This is a genomic window from Streptomyces melanosporofaciens (genome assembly GCF_900105695.1).
Taxonomy (GTDB): domain Bacteria; phylum Actinomycetota; class Actinomycetes; order Streptomycetales; family Streptomycetaceae; genus Streptomyces; species Streptomyces antimycoticus.
On sequence record NZ_FNST01000002.1, the window covers coordinates 4447237 to 4464703 of the forward strand.

The 17467-nt window shown below is 70.4% G+C and carries 16 protein-coding genes; 7 read left to right on the top strand and 9 right to left on the bottom strand.

Annotation, left to right across the window (positions count from 1 at the left end; translation table 11 throughout):
- Positions 1 to 60 precede the first annotated feature (60 nt).
- Both BLV72_RS22040 and BLV72_RS22045 read right to left on the bottom strand, forming a co-directional pair.
- Positions 61 to 468 (bottom strand): cold shock domain-containing protein, encoded by a 408-nt coding sequence (locus tag BLV72_RS22040; protein WP_093464326.1) that lies wholly within the window; start codon positions 466 to 468, stop codon positions 61 to 63.
- 102 nt (positions 469 to 570) lie between these two features.
- Entirely contained in the window at positions 571 to 1062 is a 492-nt protein-coding gene (locus tag BLV72_RS22045) for a DUF192 domain-containing protein (protein WP_093464328.1), read from the bottom strand.
- A gap of 82 nt (positions 1063 to 1144) precedes the next feature.
- Between BLV72_RS22045 and BLV72_RS22050 the strand changes: the two genes are divergently transcribed.
- From BLV72_RS22050 to BLV72_RS22070, 5 genes are all read left to right on the top strand, one after another.
- Entirely contained in the window at positions 1145 to 1888 is a 744-nt protein-coding gene (locus BLV72_RS22050) for a prepilin peptidase (RefSeq protein ID WP_093464330.1), read from the top strand.
- Positions 1889 to 2172: 284 nt separating this feature from the next.
- Positions 2173 to 2934 (top strand): isoprenyl transferase, encoded by a 762-nt coding sequence (locus tag BLV72_RS22055; protein ID WP_093464331.1) that lies wholly within the window; start codon positions 2173 to 2175, stop codon positions 2932 to 2934.
- A 395-nt stretch (positions 2935 to 3329) separates the two neighbouring features.
- Entirely contained in the window at positions 3330 to 4664 is a 1335-nt protein-coding gene (gene phoH2, locus BLV72_RS22060) for an RNA 5'-3' helicase PhoH2 (protein WP_093464333.1), read from the top strand.
- 429 nt (positions 4665 to 5093) lie between these two features.
- The gene (locus BLV72_RS22065; RefSeq protein ID WP_059146255.1) at positions 5094 to 5807 is read left to right on the top strand and encodes an aggregation-promoting factor C-terminal-like domain-containing protein; all 714 of its coding nucleotides are present in this window, start codon (positions 5094 to 5096) and stop codon (positions 5805 to 5807) included.
- Between the two features lie 144 nt (positions 5808 to 5951).
- Positions 5952 to 7553, top strand: coding sequence for an AI-2E family transporter (locus tag BLV72_RS22070; protein WP_093464334.1), 1602 nt, complete (start codon positions 5952 to 5954; stop codon positions 7551 to 7553).
- Between the two features lie 150 nt (positions 7554 to 7703).
- On the opposite strand, the gene BLV72_RS22075 is transcribed toward BLV72_RS22070, so the two are convergent.
- A complete protein-coding gene (locus BLV72_RS22075) occupies positions 7704 to 8243 on the bottom strand; it encodes an alkyl hydroperoxide reductase (protein ID WP_014054603.1) in 540 nt (179 codons plus the stop codon).
- A gap of 11 nt (positions 8244 to 8254) precedes the next feature.
- Positions 8255 to 8809, bottom strand: a complete 555-nt coding sequence (locus BLV72_RS22080) for a peroxiredoxin (RefSeq protein ID WP_093464336.1) — start codon at positions 8807 to 8809, stop codon at positions 8255 to 8257.
- A 139-nt stretch (positions 8810 to 8948) separates the two neighbouring features.
- On the opposite strand from BLV72_RS22080, the gene BLV72_RS22085 reads away from it, so the two are divergent.
- On the top strand, positions 8949 to 9914 hold the full coding sequence (locus BLV72_RS22085) for a hydrogen peroxide-inducible genes activator (RefSeq protein ID WP_093464337.1): 966 nt from the start codon (positions 8949 to 8951) through the stop codon (positions 9912 to 9914).
- Positions 9915 to 10010: 96 nt separating this feature from the next.
- Here the strand turns inward: BLV72_RS22085 and BLV72_RS22090 are convergent, their stop codons facing one another.
- From BLV72_RS22090 to BLV72_RS22110, 5 genes are all read right to left on the bottom strand, one after another.
- Complete coding sequence (locus tag BLV72_RS22090; RefSeq protein WP_093464339.1) at positions 10011 to 12422, bottom strand: ABC transporter permease; 2412 nt, start codon at positions 12420 to 12422, stop codon at positions 10011 to 10013.
- Positions 12419 to 13105: an ABC transporter ATP-binding protein gene (locus BLV72_RS22095; RefSeq protein WP_093464340.1), complete on the bottom strand. Its 687-nt coding sequence runs from the start codon at positions 13103 to 13105 to the stop codon at positions 12419 to 12421. Before BLV72_RS22095 ends, BLV72_RS22090 begins: the two co-directional genes overlap by 4 nt.
- The gene (locus BLV72_RS22100) at positions 13102 to 13626 is read right to left on the bottom strand and encodes a PadR family transcriptional regulator (protein WP_014054635.1); all 525 of its coding nucleotides are present in this window, start codon (positions 13624 to 13626) and stop codon (positions 13102 to 13104) included. Before BLV72_RS22100 ends, BLV72_RS22095 begins: the two co-directional genes overlap by 4 nt.
- 87 nt (positions 13627 to 13713) lie before the next feature.
- Positions 13714 to 14013: a type II toxin-antitoxin system antitoxin gene (locus BLV72_RS22105; RefSeq protein WP_093464342.1), complete on the bottom strand. Its 300-nt coding sequence runs from the start codon at positions 14011 to 14013 to the stop codon at positions 13714 to 13716.
- A complete protein-coding gene (locus BLV72_RS22110; RefSeq protein ID WP_093464343.1) occupies positions 14010 to 14966 on the bottom strand; it encodes an SPFH domain-containing protein in 957 nt (318 codons plus the stop codon). The genes BLV72_RS22105 and BLV72_RS22110 overlap by 4 nt, the downstream gene beginning before the upstream one ends.
- A 231-nt stretch (positions 14967 to 15197) precedes the next feature.
- On the opposite strand from BLV72_RS22110, the gene BLV72_RS22115 reads away from it, so the two are divergent.
- Positions 15198 to 17432, top strand: a complete 2235-nt coding sequence (locus BLV72_RS22115; RefSeq protein ID WP_093464345.1) for a transglycosylase domain-containing protein — start codon at positions 15198 to 15200, stop codon at positions 17430 to 17432.
- The last annotated feature ends 35 nt before the right edge of the window (positions 17433 to 17467 follow it).

The window sequence follows — 17467 nt, forward strand, 5'->3', positions numbered from 1 at the left end:
GAGGGGCCGCCGTCGCGACGGCCTGTCGCGGCGGCGGCCCTCAGGCTTCGGGATCCGCTATCAGGATTCGATCCAGTTGTGCGCCTGGGCGAGCTCGATGACCCGCCTGCGCACCTGCTTGATCTGGTCGGCGGTCAGGCTGCCGCCCATCTCGACCAGCGCCTCGGTGAGCTCCTGCCGGAGCTCGGCGACCGACAGCACATCGCACATGGTGTCGTCGCCGTCCGGCCCGGAGGAGGGCCGTACGACGGGCGTGGCGGCGCGCTCGAGGACGCGGACCTCCGACGCCTTGGGCCCCTTGTCGCCGTACTCGGGAACGAACCGCACCTTGGACCCCGGCTGGAAGAGGTGCTTCTCGTCCAGCAGGTCGTTGGCGTGCATGAAGACGTCCTCGCCACCGTCGTCCGGAGCGATGAAGCCGTAGCCGCGGAACTCGTCGAAACGAAGAATCTTGCCCGTGGTCGTCACCGTGCCACCCCTACCCCTACTACCTCTACCTCGATGATCCCGACCGCTACCTCGATGGATCTCGACCGCGACCGAGGGCGTCCCAACCATGACACCGAGAAGTCAGCGTACAGAAGGGGAGGGCGGCGCTGAAGGCCCGGGGGCGATCACAACGCGCACGCCCCGCCGCACGCCCCAGCGCTCCAACGCGCCCGCCTCCGCCTCCAGGACATGGCGGGAGCGCAGCCTGGGGCGCCCGAGCCGGCCGGGGCGCAGGGCGTGGACGTCCACGACGGTGAGCCGCCGGTCCAGATAGGCGACGTCGATGGCGAACCGCATCCGGAAGGTGTGCACCCCGCTCGCCGGGGTGAGGAGGAGCGCGCCGGTCAGGCCGTCCCGGCCGAGCAGACCGCGGGCGCGGGCGCGGTAGGAGGCGGCGATGGTGAGCGGAATGCCCGCCCCGCGCCCCGCGCTCAAGCCCTCCGCGCGCCCCGCGCTGCCCTCCGCGCCCTCCCGGTCCTCCTCTGCGCCGTCCGCTCCGTCCGCTCCGTCCGCTCCGTCAGCGCCGCCGACCACGTGCAGCGTCCCCGTACCGTCCCGCCAGCGGCTCACCATCCGGCCCCCTTCGGCCCTTCCCGCGCCGTCCGCCCGTCCCGCGCAGTGTTCCACCGGCCGGGCGCTTCCGTAGGCTCGGCCCGTGCAACCGCTGCTGATCGTGCTCGCCGCCGCGTACGGTGCGGCCGCCGGGCTGCTCGTACCGCGCCCGCTCTACCGGCTGGCCGTCGATCCGGAGGAGCCCTGGCGCGGCGCCTGTCCGCGCGGGCACGCGCTCACCGGCCCGGCGCGCGGCTGGCTGGGCCCCGCCCGCTGCGCCGGCTGCCGGGGCGGCGAGCGCGACTACGGGGCGGGTCCGGTGCCCGCGGTGCTCACCGCCCTGGCGTGCGCGGGCCTGGCGGCGGCCGTCGGCGCGCGCCCGGAGCTGGCGGTGTGGCTGTTGCTGGTGCCGCTGGGAGTGCTGCTCACCGGCGTGGACCTGGCGGTCAACCGGCTCCCGGACGTCCTCACGCTGCCCATGGCGGGCGGGGCCGCGGTGCTGCTCGGCGCGGCGGCGCTGCTGCCGCACAGCGCCGGGTCCTGGCCGCGGGCGCTGCTGGGCGGCGCGGTGCTGGGCGGGGCGTATCTGGTGCTGTTCCTGATCAGCCCGAGCGGGATGGGGTTCGGCGACGTCAAGCTGGCGCTGACGCTGGGGGTCGCCCTGGGCTGGTACGGCTGGGACGTGCTCTTCGTGGGCGCCTTCGCCGGGCTGCTGCTGGGCTCCTGCTGCGCCGTGGCCCTGGTGCTGACCCGGCGGGCCGGGCGCCGGACCGCGATGGCGTTCGGTCCTTTCATGATCCTCGGGGCGGGCGCGGGGCTGGTTCTGGGGGCGCTCGGGGCCGGATGACACCGGCGCGCGAATTGTCGGCCCCGCCGATGCATGGACATCCCCTCACGAAGCGTTATGGTGGAAGCCCCCCCTCGGGCCGGTCCGTACTCCCCCCCACGGACCGGCCCGCTCTATTTCGGGCATCCGAGGCCCCGGGGGCGGCACGTATCCCGCACGGTCGGCTACGAAGCGTGACGCTGTGCGGTCTTTTGGCCGTCCCGGTTAGCCAGCCCCTCCGCCCCGCAGTAGGGTGTCGGCCTTGGGGCGGACCGCCATGGCGAGGCACTGAGGGGCTGGAAGACGTGAAGTTGCGCGACCTGGTGTACGGGCTCTACGCACGCCGGGTGGAAGGCCGCCTCGATCACGCCCAGGTGCCCAAGCACATCGGCGTCATCCTCGACGGCAACCGCCGCTGGGCCCGCGCGGCCGGCGGCACCGCCGAGCAAGGCCACAAGGCGGGCGCCAGCAAGATCCAGGAGCTGCTCGGCTGGTGCAGCGAGACGGACGTCGAGGTCGTCACCCTCTGGCTGCTCTCCACCGACAACCTGGACCGCCCCGAGGACGAGCTGGGCCCGCTCCTGAGCATCATCGAGGGCGCGGTGCGCGATCTGGCCACCGACGGCCGTTGGCGGGTGCACCACGTCGGCAACCGCGATCTGCTGCCCTCCCGGACCCAGACGGTCCTCAAGGAGGCCGAGCGGGACACCGAGCACGTCGACGGAATACTGGTCAATGTGGCCGTCGGCTACGGCGGACGGCAGGAGATCGCCGACGCGGTGCGGTCGCTGCTGCTGGACCACGCCACCAAGGGCACCTCCTTCGAGGAGCTCGCCGAGGTCGTCGACATCGACCTCATCTCCGAACACCTGTACACCCGTGGGCAGCCCGATCCCGACCTGGTCATCCGCACCAGCGGTGAGCAGCGGCTCTCCGGCTTCATGCTGTGGCAGAGCGCCCATTCGGAGTACTACTTCTGTGAAGTTTTCTGGCCCGCTTTCCGCAAGGTCGACTTCCTCCGCGCACTGCGTGACTACGCCGCCCGTCATCGCAGGTACGGCAACTAGTTCCGGTCTGTAGCACCGCAGTTGACCGGCCCGGGGCCGGACGCCGATCGGCGTCCGGCCCCGGGCCGTGTAGCACGCTGGTTTCACAACGTTCATATCCGCGCCGTCATATGCCGTTGCATGCCCCCGCACGTTCGAGGGAATATCCCTTCCAGGTCGACGCCCTGTCCCACCTGTCCAGTTGGGTGTCGAACTGCCAGCGGACGGCATTGGCCGTTCGCCCGGGAGGCCCTTTGCACACGGACGACTGTGCGGATCGTGCGTATGACGCGGAGGGCCGGCGCTCGGCCCTCCCAGTAGGGCCTGAGCCCGGTCCGTTCCCCGTCTACGGCGGGGATACCTCACTCCCGCGACGCCGTCGCACCCCAACCTCTCCCGAGGGGGTACGTCCACCCGTGGTGACCAGCAAGAAACGCCGCGAGCACGACCGGCGCACCTATGTCCTCGACACCAGCGTCCTGCTGGCCGACCCCAATGCCATGGCCCGCTTCGACGAGCACGAAGTCGTGCTGCCGGTCGTGGTGGTCACGGAACTGGAGGCCAAGCGGCACCACCCGGAGCTGGGGTACTTCGCCCGGCAGGCGCTCCGCCTGCTGGACGAGTACCGCGTCCGTTTCGGCCGCCTGGACGCACCGATCCCGATCGGCGATCTGGGCGGGACCCTGCGTGTCGAGCTCAACCATTCCGACCCGGGTGTCCTGCCCGCGGCCTTCCTGAACCACGGCCGTATGCCGGACAACGACGCGCGGATCCTCGCGGTCGCCAGAAACCTGCAGGCCGAGGGGTACGACGTCACCGTCGTATCGAAGGACCTGCCACTGCGCATCAAGGCGTCCTCGGTGGGGCTGCTCGCCGAGGAGTACCGCGCGGAGCTGGCGATCACCGACTCGGGCTGGACCGGGATGGCGGAGCTCGCCGTCTCGGCCGAGCAGGTGGACGACCTGTTCGCCGCCGAGACCGCGCATGTCCCCGAGGCGGCCGGACTGCCGGTGCACACCGGTCTGGTGCTGCAGTCCGAGCGTGGCAACGCGCTCGGCCGGGTCACCCCGGACGGGCAGGTGCGGCTGGTGCGCGGCGACCGGGAGGCGTTCGGGATCCACGGGCGCAGCGCGGAGCAGCGCATCGCGCTGGACCTGCTGCTCGATCCGGAGGTCGGCATCATCTCGATGGGCGGCCGGGCCGGTACGGGCAAGTCGGCCCTGGCGCTGTGCGCGGGTCTGGAGGCCGTGCTGGAGCGGCGTCAGCACCGCAAGGTGATGATCTTCCGCCCGCTGTACGCGGTGGGTGGCCAGGAGTTGGGCTATCTGCCCGGCACCGAGGCCGAGAAGATGAGCCCTTGGGCCCAGGCGGTCTTCGACACGCTCTCCGCGGTGACCAGCGCCGAGGTGATCGAGGAGGTCGTGGGGCGCGGGATGCTGGAGGTGATGCCGCTGACGCATATCCGCGGCCGCTCGCTCCATGACGCCTTCGTCATCGTCGACGAGGCCCAGTCGCTCGAGCGGAATGTGCTGCTCACCGTGTTGTCCCGGATCGGCGCCAACTCCCGGGTGGTGCTCACCCACGACGTGGCGCAGCGGGACAACCTCCGCGTCGGGCGGTACGACGGTGTGGTGGCGGTCGTCGAGAAACTGAAGGGGCATCCGCTGTTCGCGCATGTCACCCTGACCCGCTCCGAGCGTTCGCCGATCGCGGCGCTGGTGACCGAAATGCTGGAGGACGGCCACATCTGAGCTGGTTGAGTCGTTTGCGACCACAAGGCGCCGCGCGGAAAGGCCAATGAGCTTAGCCGCGCGGCGTCTTGGTGCGCGGGGATTTCCAGAAATCCTAGGGCGTAAACGGGATGTGAGCTTTCACACCTGGCGGGGAATTGCCTCGGGGGCTCCGTGTCCGGCAGTGTGTGGGTTCTGTCAGGCCCCGCATACGGCACACCGGTACCCCCAGCGGTACAGAACCACAGCAGTACCAGAATTGAAGAGAGTTCGCCGTATGCCGCCCGAGCACCTCGAGGATCTCCCGCGGGTGATCCCCACCGGGCCCGTGCCTCCCGTGACCAGCCGACCCCACCGGGTACCACCGGGGGCGGAACAAGGGGAGGCCAGCGTCAGGGGCACGATTGCGCCCGCGAGGTCACCTAAGCGGGCGAGCTGGAAGGAAACCGAGTGAGCCGGATTTCGGTCCGGGGATTCGCAGTGGCCTCGGCCACCGCGGTCACCACTGTGGGCGCCGTTGTCGGCGTCGCCGCGGGCGGACAGCAGCAGGGCTCGTCCGACCCGATCGAGGCGACTGCCGCCGACTCGACGCTCCTTGCGGACATACCCGCCGGGCAGCAAGCCGTTGCCCAGACCGCATCCCTGACGCAGCAGGCGGACGTTCAGTCCACCGCGGCCGACGCGGAGGCGCGCAAGTCCGCCGAGGAGGCAGCCCGCAAGCAGGCGGCCAAGGACGCGAAGGCCAAGAAGGCCGCCGCGGACAAGGCAGCCGCCGAGAAGCTGGCCAAGGAGCGGGAAGCGAAGAAGAAGGAGGATCTCGCGAGCCGTTCGGCCACGCGTGACGCCGGCGACTTCCCCCAGCAGGCTTCGTACACGATCTCCGAGGTCCAGTCGATGGCCCGGCAGATCGTTCCGAGTGGCCAGTTCCAGTGCTTCAGCAACATCGTGGACCACGAGTCCACCTGGAACTACCAGGCCACCAACCCCTCGTCTGGTGCCTACGGTCTGGTACAGGCGCTGCCCGCCTCCAAGATGTCCTCGGCGGGCTCCGACTGGCAGACCAACCCGGCGACCCAGATCAAGTGGGGCGTGAACTACATGAACGAGCGCTACGGCAGCCCGTGTGACGCCTGGGCGTTCTGGCAGGCCAACGGCCACTACTGAGCCGATCGGACCGGCCTTCCCGGCAGCGGCGCACGCTCGCACACTTCACGAAACCCCCGGCCCATGGGTCGGGGGTTTCGTGCATCCCCAGCAGGTAACGTCTCCTTGACGGCCGAGGGGGAACCTGGGGGTAGGAAACGAGAAATGTCCAAATTGCCGCAGTGGGTCGGCAGGCTGGGAACCGGACTTACCCGGCTCGCCCACCGGCTGGAATCCCAACAGGCCGAAATGCGGGGGCGCGAGGGCGACGGCGACGCCGGCCCGAGGTCCCCATCGGGGCCCGAACCATCCGAGGAGCGCCCGCGGGGGGCACGGCCGTCCGGCGGCGCGCCCGGCACCGGAGCGGACCAGGGCCAAGGCGCCGGGGCCGCACGGGGTGGCGCCGAGAGCGCCCAGGGGGCTGAGGGCCGGGAGGGTTCCGCGGGCCCGGGGAGCCCCGAGAGTTCCGCCGGCCCGGGAAGCCCCGAGAGCCCCGAGAGTTCCCGGAATTCCGCGGGCGCCGCGGGGAAGGGCGCGGAGGGCGAGTCCCCCCGGCCGGAGCCGTCCAGCGTGCCCGCCCCGCCCTCCTACGCCCCCGCCGTTTCCGCCAGACCCGATCCGGTGGCCGCCGTCCCCTGGGGCGTCCGCGTCGCCGCCGAGGCGGCCTGGCGGCTGCTGGTGCTCGGCGGCACGGTGTGGGTGCTCATGAGGGTCATCAGCTCCGTCCAGCTGGTGGTGCTCTCCTTCACCGTCGCGCTCCTCATCACCGCGCTGCTGGAACCCACCGTGACCCGGCTGCGCCGGCGCGGTGTGCCGCGCGGGCTGGCCACCGCGCTCACCTTCATCGCCGGCTTCGTTGTCATGGGCCTGGTCGTGTGGTTCGTGGTCTGGCAGGTCATGGAGAACATCGACGAGGTCTCGGGCGAGGTCCAGGCCGGTATCGACGATCTGCGGCGCTGGCTGCTGCACAGCCCGTTCCATGTGACCGAGAAGCAGATCAACCATGTCGCCAAGAGTCTGCGCGAGGCGGTCGGCGCCAACACCGAGCAGATCACCTCGGCCGGGCTCGAGGGCGTCACCGTCGTCGTCGAGGTGCTGACCGGCCTTCTGCTGACGATGTTCTGCACGCTCTTCCTGCTGTACGACGGCCCGAAGATCTGGAACTGGACCCTCAAGCTGGTCCCCGCCCCGGCCCGCGAGGGCGTGGCGGGCGCGGGTCCGCGGGCCTGGGCGACGCTGACCGCCTATGTGCGCGGCACGGTGATCGTGGCGCTGATCGACGCGATCTTCATCGGCGTGGGTCTCTTCTTCCTCGATGTGCCCATGGCGGTGCCGCTCGCCGTCTTCATCTTCCTCTTCGCCTTCATCCCGCTGGTGGGTGCGGTGGTCTCCGGCGCGCTCGCGGTGGTCGTGGCACTGGTCACCCAGGGCGTGTTCACCGGGGCGATGGTGCTGATCGTGGTGCTGGCCGTGCAGCAGATCGAGGGCCATGTGCTGCAGCCCTTCATCCTCGGCCGGGCGGTGCGGGTCCATCCGCTGGCCGTGGTGCTCTCGGTCGCGGCCGGTTCGCTGATCGGCGGCATCGGCGGCGCGGTGGTGGCCGTTCCCCTGGTGGCGGTCGCCAACGCGGTCGTCGTCTATCTGCGCAGCTACAACCAGGAGAACGCGCTGCGCGCCATCCCGGGCCCGCACGGCGCCACCGCCTCGAGCGCGGCGCCCACCGACCCGCCGGGCGCCCCGCCGGAGAAGGGCACCGAGCCCCGGTAACCCGCGACGGGGCCGTGGCCGTTGAACGCCGAAGGGCGCCCCACCGACCGGTGGGGCGCCCTTCGGGTCTCCGCGACCGCTCTGGTCTCCGCGACCGAGCGGTCTTGTGACGGAGCGGTCTGTGACCGAGTGGTCGTGTGACCGAGCAGGTCAGCCGTTCGCGGCCAGGACGCCCTCGGCGTCCAGGGTGGCGCCGACCGCCTGCAGCACAGAGGCGATCTTGAAGGCTTCCTGGATCGTCTCGCGGTCCACGCCCGCCTTGCGGAGCACCTGCTCATGCGAGTCGAGGCACATTCCGCAGCCGTTGATCGCGGACACGGCCAGCGACCACAGCTCGAAGTCGACCTTCTCGACGCCCGGGTTGCCGATGACGTTCATCCGCAGCCCGGCGCGCAGGTTGTTGTACTCCGGGTCGGACAACAGGTGCCGGGTCCGGTAGTAGACGTTGTTCATCGCCATGATGGCGGCCGCCGACTTGGCGGCGGTGTACGCCTCCGGCGAGAGGTTGGCCTTGGCCTCCGGCTCCAGCTCGGTCAGCACCCGCGCCGAGCGCGAGGCGATCGCGCAGGCCAGCACGGTGCCCCACAGCTGCTGCTGCGGAAGCTCGGAGTTGCCGATCACCGAACCGAGGTTCAGCTTGAGGTCCTTGGCGTAGTCCGGAAGCGCGGACTTCAGCTCATCGAGTGCCATGGGGAATCAGCTCACTCACCGGAGAGGAGGGCCACCGGGTCCAGGGTGTCCTCGCCCTTGCTCCAGTTGCAGGGGCACAGTTCGTCGGTCTGCAGGGCGTCCAGCACCCGCAGGACCTCCTTGGGGTTACGGCCCACGGAACCCGCCGTCACCATGGTGAACTGGATCTCGTTGTTCTGGTCCACGATGAAGACGGCGCGCTGTGCGAAGCCGTCCTCGCCCTCGATGCCCAGGTCGCGCATCAGCTCGTGCTTGGAGTCGGCCAGCATCGGGAACGGCAGGTCGCGCAGGTCCGGGTGGTCCTTGCGCCAGGCGTGGTGGACGAACTCGGAGTCGCCGGAGAAGCCCAGGATCTGGGCGTCACGGTCGGCGAACTCATCGTTCAGCTTGCCGAAGGCGGCGATCTCCGTCGGGCACACGAAGGTGAAGTCCTTCGGCCACGCGAAGACGATCTTCCACTTGCCCTCGTAGGTCTTGTGGTTGATCTGCTCGAACTCCTTGCCGCTCTCCAGCGACACGCAGGCGGTCAGGTCGTACTCGGGGAACTTGTCACCGACGGTGAGCACGCACACTCCTTGCAGGTTTTGCGTAGGAAAGGCCCGGTCATCCGGGTTTTCCTGGGGTTGGACGGTTCCTACCCTGGCACAGAGTGCATTGATCAGTGAAATAGCTACACTCGGTGGGGTTGATTGGAGGTGGCTATCAGTGGCCGCATCAGCCACACCGGCGGGCAAACCACGGCAGCCCAGCATTTCCCAGCTCAGAGCCTTTGTCGCGGTCGCCGAGCAGCTGCACTTCCGCGATGCCGCGGCCGCCATAGGGATGAGCCAGCCCGCGCTCTCGGGCGCCGTCGCCGCGCTCGAGGAGACACTCGGTGTCCAGCTACTCGAGCGTACGACGCGCAAGGTGCTGCTCAGCCCGGCGGGGGAGCGGCTGGCCGCCCGGGCACGCACCGTATTGGAGGCGGTCGGGGAGCTGCTGGAGGAGGCCGAGGCGGCGCGGGCGCCCTTCACCGGCGTGCTGCGGCTCGGGGTGATCCCGACCGTGGCGCCGTATCTGCTGCCGATCGTGCTGCGGCTGGTGCATGAGCGCTATCCCCGGCTCGACCTCCAGGTGTACGAGGAGCAGACCGCCTCGCTGCTGGACGGGCTGGCCCATGGCCGCCTCGATCTGCTGCTGCTCGCGGTGCCGCTCGGCGCCCCCGGGGTGGTCGAAATGCCGCTGTTCGACGAGGACTTCGTCCTGGTCACGCCGCGGGACCACTGGCTGGGCGGACGCGATGACATCCCCCGGGAGGCGCTCAAGGAGCTGGATCTGCTGCTGCTCGACGAGGGCCACTGCCTGCGCGACCAGGCCCTGGACATCTGCCGTGAGGCGGGCCGCACCGAGGGCACGCCGGTGACCACCAGCGCCGCCGGGCTCTCCACCCTGGTGCAGCTGGTCGCGGGCGGTCTCGGGGTGACGCTGCTGCCGCGCACCGCGCTCCGGGTGGAGACCGCGCGCAACGACCAGCTGGCCACCGGCGACTTCGCCGATCCGGCGCCCGCCCGCCGGATAGCCCTGGCCATGCGGGCGGGCGCGGCGCGCACGGAGGAGTTCGAGGCGTTCGCGGAGGCGCTGCGGGAGGCGCTGCGGCCCCTGCCGGTACGGGTCGCGGGCCGGTCCGCCTGAACGTGCCAGCGGGGGCCGGTCCTGCCTGAACATGCCAGCGGGGGCCGTTCCCGTGGTGGGGAACGGCCCCCGGTGAGGTGGGGCACTCAGGGGGGCCTACTCCGTCCGCAGACCCTCCGGCCGCATCATCCGCCACAGCGGCGGCAGGCTGACCAGGGTCACCAGCAGGATCACGCCGGCGCCGATGCCGGTCATGGTGCCGAGCCCGGCCCAGTCCACGGCCAGCGGCTGGCCGACCATCTTCAGCAGCATCACGCCCAGCGCCAGCCCGCCCGCTATCGACAGCGCCAGGCCCAGCACCACCGGGACCGCGGTCTGCCACAGCACCGACCAGCTCAGCGTGGTGCGCCGGGTGCCGAAAGCGACCAGCACGGACAGCAGCCGCTTGCGCTCGCGCAGCTGCTCCAGGGTGGTCACGATCATGCTGGCCCCGATGAGCAGCAGGGTCGCGGTGGCGCCGATGAACAGGGACTTGCGGATGACCGTGAACTCATCCGACTGCTCGGTGCTGCTGAGCCGCATGACATCGATGGTCGGGGACAACACCGCGCTGACGTTGCGTACGTACTCGGTCGCGTCCGGCACCTTCGCGTCCAGCCGGATCATGGCCACTGCCTGGGGGGCCGGCAGATCGGCGACGTCGAAGGCGCCGGGGGTGGCGAAGATACCGCTGCGCTGAGCGCCGATCGGGTCCGGCCGGGACTTCACCTTCGTGGCCGAGCGGGGGATCGTCCACAGCTTCTTCTTGCTCAGGTCGGGCGTACCGTCGTCGCGGTAGGTGAGGTTGATCTGGGCGCCCGGTTTGGCGAACTTCTCCCCGCCCTCGTAGTAGTCGTCCGGCGAGTCGACGAGGAAGACATCGCCGTTCTTACAGCTGGTGACGCGGATCACCTCGCGGAGCGAGGGGCAGTCGGCGACGGTGAGGGCCTCTTCCGGGACCGACGAGGGGTCGTCCTTGCTGTGGTGCAGAGCGGAGACGTAGTCCTCGGTGACACCGAGCAGATCGCGCACGCCCTTGGTCGCGCGGTACCGCTCGAAGGCGGCGCGCGCCTCGGCACCGTTGGACACCGGGACGTTCGTCATCAGCTGGGCGCGGTGCGGGTCCTGACCGGTCGACGTGCTGTCCTGGGCCTCCACGCTGGCGAACAGCATCTGGAGCGCGAGGGCCCCGGCGACGGCGACCGTGATGCCGCTGACCGCGCGCGAAGCGGTGCCGCTGCTGAGCTGGAGCCGACGGGTGGCGAGCTGCCAGGGCACCGAGCCCTTGCCGCCGAACCGTTCCACGACGGCCTCGACGACCCAGGGCAGCAGTGCGGTGGTGCCGACGAGTACCAGTACGGCGCCGATCGCGGCCTGGTACGGCTTGATGTCACCGCTCGTGCTGTCCGACCCGAAACCTCCCGCCAGCGGTAGGAGCAGGCCCAGGCCCAGGAGCGGCAGCAGCAGCCGCCACCACAGGCGCCGCCGCCTGGGCGCGGCGTTCCGCACGACCCCCAGCGGTTCGATGGCGATACCGCGCAGGGCGACCAGCGTGACCATGACGGCCGAGGCGGGCACGGCCACCGCGACCGCCAGAGCGAGCGGGGTGGACGGCACGATGTCGGAGGCGAAGAAGCTGACGTCCCAGACCTCGACGCCGCCGATGATCTCCCGCGCCAGCAGGAACAATCCGGTGCCGACGGCCAACCCGAGGAGCGAGCCGAAGAGCGACTCTCCGGCGGCGATCCGCCGGGTCATCTGGATGTCGGCGCCGACCAGCCGCAGCGCGGCCAGCCGCCGGTCGCGCCGCTCACCGCCGAAGCGGGTCGCGGTGGCGATGAAGATGAGCACCGGCAGCAGCAGCACCACACAGCCGACGATGACCAGCAGCAGCAGGGCGGGGTCGAGGGGCTGGGGCTTGCCGGCGTTCTTGGTGCCCCAACGGTCGATGCGGTAGTCGTTGCCCGCCCGGTCGAACGCCTTGTGGGTGATCCCCGCGTAGTAGCGCAGGTCGGACGGGCCGGAGAGCCCGTCGTGGGAGATGGTGCCGATGGTGCGGTAGGGGAAGCGGTCGCGCAGCAGCTTGCCCTCGTCGGAGTCGAGCAGCTTCTCCAGCGCGGGCGAGACCCACATCTGGCCGGGGCCCGGGAGCTGGTTGATGCCCGGGGGCTTGGGCGGGCTGTCGCCGTCGGGCGCCATCACCAGGCCCTCGATGTCCTGGTCGCGGTACGTGGTGTTCGCCTGGCCGAGGCGGATGGTCTCGGGGCCGGGCTCGGGGTCCTCCTGGAAGCCCAGCGCGGCGCGGGTGTCGGACCGCTCACCGCGAAGCTGGTACGCGGTGGGGGCGGAGGAGGCCAGCAGCAGCAGCGCCACCCCCAGGCCGACGCCCACCGCGGTCATGATCGTCCTGGCCCAGCTCTCCCGGCCGCCGGTGACCGCGAACCGGGCGCCCATGGCCAGGTCGGCGGCCCAGCGGGCGACGGAGGCACGGGAGCGGGGCTCTTGCGCCGGGGCGTCCTGGCCGCTCATCGGACCCCTGCCATGTCCCGGGCCTTGCCGTCGCGGACCACGACCTCGCGGTCGGAGTAGGCGGCGACCCGGGCCTCGTGGGTGACCAGCACCACGGCGGTACGGGACTCGCGGGCGGCCTCGGTCAGCAGCTCCATCACCCGCTCGCCGTTGAGCGAGTCCAGCGCGCCGGTCGGCTCGTCGGCGAAGAGCACCCGCGGCGAGGTGACCAGCGACCGGGCGACGGCGACCCGCTGCCCCTGGCCGCCGGAGACCTCACCGGGCCGCTTGTGCGCCACGTCCGCGACCTCCAGCCGCTCCATCCAGGACGCGGCGCGGGCCTCGGCCTCCTTGCGCTTGGTGCCGTTCAGCCGCAGCGGCAGGGCGACGTTCTCCACACAGCTCAGTTCGGGCACGAGCTGGCCGAACTGGAAGACGAAGCCGAACTCGCCGCGGCGCAGACCGCTGCGCTCGGTGTCCGACATGGCGGTCAGCTCGCGCCCGTTGTAGTGGACGGTGCCGGAGTCCGGCCGGACGATCCCGGCCAGGCAGTGGAGGAGCGTCGACTTGCCCGAGCCGGAGGGGCCCATGACGGCGACGACCTCGCCGGGGTGGATGGAGAAGTCCGCACCGTCCAGGGCGGGGGTGTGACCATACGTCTTGTTCAGGGACGCGGCGATCAGCAAGGAGCCTGCCGGGGTCATGAACGCACCGCCTTGGCGAGTTGGCCGAGGCGGGCGGCGGTGAGTTCCAGCCAGCGCAGATCGGCCTCGAGATGGAAGAGGGCGTGGTCGCAGATGAGTTGGTCGCTGAGGTCGCCTTCGCGCTTGCGCTGGGTCAGTTCGCGCATCAGCCGCAGGTGTTCGGCGCGTTGGACGTCGAGGAGATCGGCCGCGTCGCGCCCGGTGAGCAGGGCGATGACGACCTTGGTGTAGAGGACCGACTGGAGGTAGGGCTCGGGCTTCTCGGGCTCCGTGAGCCAGTGCTCCACATCGGTGATGCCCGCGTCGGTGATGGCGTAGCGCTTGCGCTCCGGGCCACCCCCGTGCTCGATGCCGTCGACCTCCACCAGGCCGTTCTTCAGCAGCCGGGACATGGTCGAGTAGACCTGCCCGTAGTGCAGCGGGCGGTCGTGCCCAAATCGTTCGTCGAAGGCTCTCTTGAGGTCGTAGCCGTGGCGGGGGCCGCCCTCGAGGAGTCCGAGCAGGGTGTGGCCAATTGACATGCGCAGCACTCTACACCATGCGTATACCTGGGGTGTATAGCTGCGCCGGAGAGTGCGTTACCGCAGGTCGGAGAGGTGTGAGCGGGGTCAGGGCTGGTTCGGTGCCCGGCCGGGGCCCTCGGGGCCCTCGGAGGGGCCCCCGCCCTCGGTGCCCTCCGCCGTCCGCCGCGGCGGACGGCCCCGGCGCGGGATCGGGCGCGCCGCGCCGGGCAGCCGGCCCGCGTCCGCGAGCGCCTTGCGCAGGAGGAACTCGATCTGCGCGTTGGCGCTGCGCAGCTCGTCGTTGGCCCAGCGCGCGAGGGCGTCATGGATGGCCGGATCCAGCCGCAGCAGCATCTGCTTGCGCTGCCGCGGCTGCCGTCCCTTCGGCCCGCTCTCGTCCGTCACTGGTACAGCGTGCCCGTGTTCAGAACGGGCTGCGGGGAGCGGTCCCCGCAGAGCACCACCATCAGATTGCTGACCATCGCGGCCTTGCGCTCCTCGTCCAGTGCCACGATCTCCTCCTCGGTGATCCGGGCCAGCGCCGCCTCGACCATGCCGACCGCGCCGTCCACGATCTGCCGGCGGGCCGCCACCACCGCGCCCGCCTGCTGGCGCTGGAGCATCGCGGAGGCGATCTCCGGGGCGTAGGCGAGGTGGGTGAAGCGCGATTCGATGATGCGGACCCCAGCCGCCTCGACCCGGGCGTGCAGTTCGACGGCGAGCTTCTCGGTGATCTCCTCGGCGTTGCCGCGCAGCGAGAGGGCGTCCTCGTCATGGGCGTCGTACGGGTACTCGATGGCGATATGCCGCACCGCGGCCTCGGTCTGGGTGGAGACGAACTCCAGGAAGTCGTCCACCTCGAACATCGCCTGGGCGGTGTCCTCGACCCGCCAGACGACGACCGCGGCGAGCTCGATCGGGTTGCCGTAGGCGTCGTTGACCTTGAGGATCGCGGTCTCGTGGTTGCGCACCCGGGTGGAGATCTTCTCGCGGCTGGTGAGCGGGTTCACCCAGCGCAGCCCGTCGGTGCGGATGGTGCCGCGGTAGCGCCCGAAGAGCTGGACCACCCGGGCCTCACCGGGCGCGATGGTGTTGAGGCCGCACATGGTGAGGATCGCGGCGACGATCACCACGATGCCGGAGACGATCAGCAGCGTGGACCCGGCGCCCTTGTGGTCGGAGGCGACGGCGGCCCCCGCGAAGATCAGGCCGACCCCGCCCACGAGTCCGGCCAGGCCCCCGAGCAGGGCCAGCCCGCCGCTGACGTTGTGCGCGGGCCGCTCCCGGACCTGCGGCTCCGGAAGGGGCGGTATGTCGGCCTGGTCGGTGATGCCCTCGGTGGAGGTGGTGTCGGACATGGGTGGATCCCCGTTTCCGTTCGGTGGTGCGGTGCGTTCTCGCGTTCTAGCAAAGTGATAGCACATTACGCGCCCCTCGCAACCCTTGGCGCCCGTAAGCCGTCAGTTCCCTTGGAGTGGGTGCTTTTTGTCACCTTCGGAAAAAGCTAGATCGATGAGCATTTGAGGGTTGTTGCGGTGTTAGCTTCATGAGCTGGCCTGGGGGGCTTATGGACTGGAGCGGCGGGAGCGATGGGTAGAGCGGAAGAGCGACGCGCGCGGCAGAAGGGCGCTCGCAGAGCCAAGCGGGCGGCGAAGTCGGGGGGCATACGCCGCTTCTTCACCTGGAAATGGGTGCTCGGCTACGTCCTGGGGCTCTGCGCACTGCTCGTCGGGGCGTTCTTCGTCCTCTATCTGTGGGTCGATGTTCCCCCTGCCAACGCCGCGGCCAAGGCGGAGGCGAACATCTACAAGTACAGCGACGGCACGATCATGGCGAAGACGGGCGACGTCAACCGTGAGTCCGTACCGCTGTCCAAGATCCCCAAGGAAGTGCAGCACACCTTTGTCGCCGCCGAGAACAAGGACTTCTTCAGCGACTCCGGCGTCTCGTTCACCGGCACCGCCCGCGGTCTGATCAACACCGCGCTGGGTCGGGGCAAGCAGGGTGGTTCGACCATCACCCAGCAGTACGTCAAGAACTACTACCTGAGCCAGGAACAGACCGTCAGCCGCAAGCTGAAGGAGCTGGTGATCTCGCTCAAGGTCGACCAGCAGAAGTCCAAGGACTACATCCTCGCGGGCTACATCAACACCAGCTACTACGGCCGCGGCGCCTACGGCATCCAGGCCGCCGCCCGCGCGTACTACGACAAGGATGTCGAGGACCTCAGCGTCGCACAGGGCGCCTATCTCGCGTCGGTGCTCCAGGCGCCCAGCCAGTACGACTGGTCGGCGGCGGGCCCCAACGGCAAGCGGCTGGTGAAGAACCGCTGGAACTACGTCCTGAACAACATGGTCGAGAAGGACTGGCTGCCGAAGAGCGAGCGCGAGGGCATGAAGTTCCCCGTGCCCGTCGAGCCCCGCCCCATCCCGGGCCTCGACGGCCAGGCCGGCTACTTCATCAAGGCCGCCGAGGCCGAGCTGCTCAAGGCCGGGGTGAACGAGAACGAGTTCGGGGCCGGCGGCTGGACGGTCACCCTCAACATCGACAAGAAGAAGCAGAAGGCGCTGGAGAAGGCGGTCCGCACCGAGCTGACCGACAAGCTGGACCCGAAGAAGCGCAAGGTCGACGGCGACGCCCAGGTGGGCGCGGTCTCGGTGGACCCCAAGTCCGGCGGCATCGTGGCGATGTACGGCGGTGCGGGCTACACGGAGCACTGGACCAACAACGCCACCCGCTCTGACTACCAGCCCGCCTCTACCTTCAAGCCGCTGATCCTGGCCTCGGCGTTGGAGAACGGCTCAACCACCCAGGACAGCACGCCGATCACGTCCAGCACCGTCTACGACGGCACCAGCAGACGGCCCGTCAAGGGCTCTCTCACCGGCTTCGCCCCGCCGAACGAGGACAACAAGTCCTATGGCCCCATCTCCGTCCAGAAGGCGATGAACAACTCCGTCAACTCCGTCTTCGCGCAGATGGCGGTGGACGTGGGCCTGGACAAGGTGAAGAGCACCGCCATCGACCTGGGCATGAGCAAGGACGCGGGCGGCTTCGACGTGCGCCCCGCGATGTCGCTGGGCGTGATGGGCGCCAGTCCCAAGGACATGGCCGGGGTCTACGCCACCCTCGACAACCACGGCAAGAAGGTCACCCCGGCGATCGTGAAGTCCGCCGAGAAGGGCGATGAGCGGCCCCAGTTGCCCGATCCCACCAACGGCCAGGCGATCAGCCGGGGCGCCGCCGACTCCGTCACCTCCGTCCTCACCGGGGTGGTCGACGACGGCACCGGTCAAGCGGTGCGGCAGCAGGGCCAGGCGGTCGCGGGCAAGACCGGCACCTCGGACGACAACAAGTCGGCCTGGTTCTCCGGCTACACCCCCGACCTGGTCACCTCCGTCGGTATGTTCGGCGAGCTGAAGGGCGTCGGCAAGCAGGTCTCGCTCAAGGGCACCGCGGGCGGCGGCCGCGTCAACGGCGGTGACTTCCCGGCCCGGATCTGGGCCGCGTACACCCAGTCCGCGCTGAACGGCCAGAAGGCCTCGAAGTTCGACCTGGACACCGACATGGGGGCGGCGGTCAAGCCGCCCGCGCCGCCGAGCTCGAGCGAGACCTCCGAGTCGCCGTCCTCCAGCCCGTCGGCGAGCGAGTCCACCAGCGAGTCGCCCTCGTCGTCGCCGTCGTCCTCCCCGTCCGACAGCGGGTCGCCTTCCGCCACGTCCTCGGGGTCGCCGTCCGCCCCGGGCTCCCCGAGCGCGCCCGACCCGTCGACGTCGTCCTCGGACGACGACGACGGCGGCGTTCTCCGCAGAGACCAACAGTGACGGCCCGGTGCGGGCGTGCCGAGGGGCACGCCCGC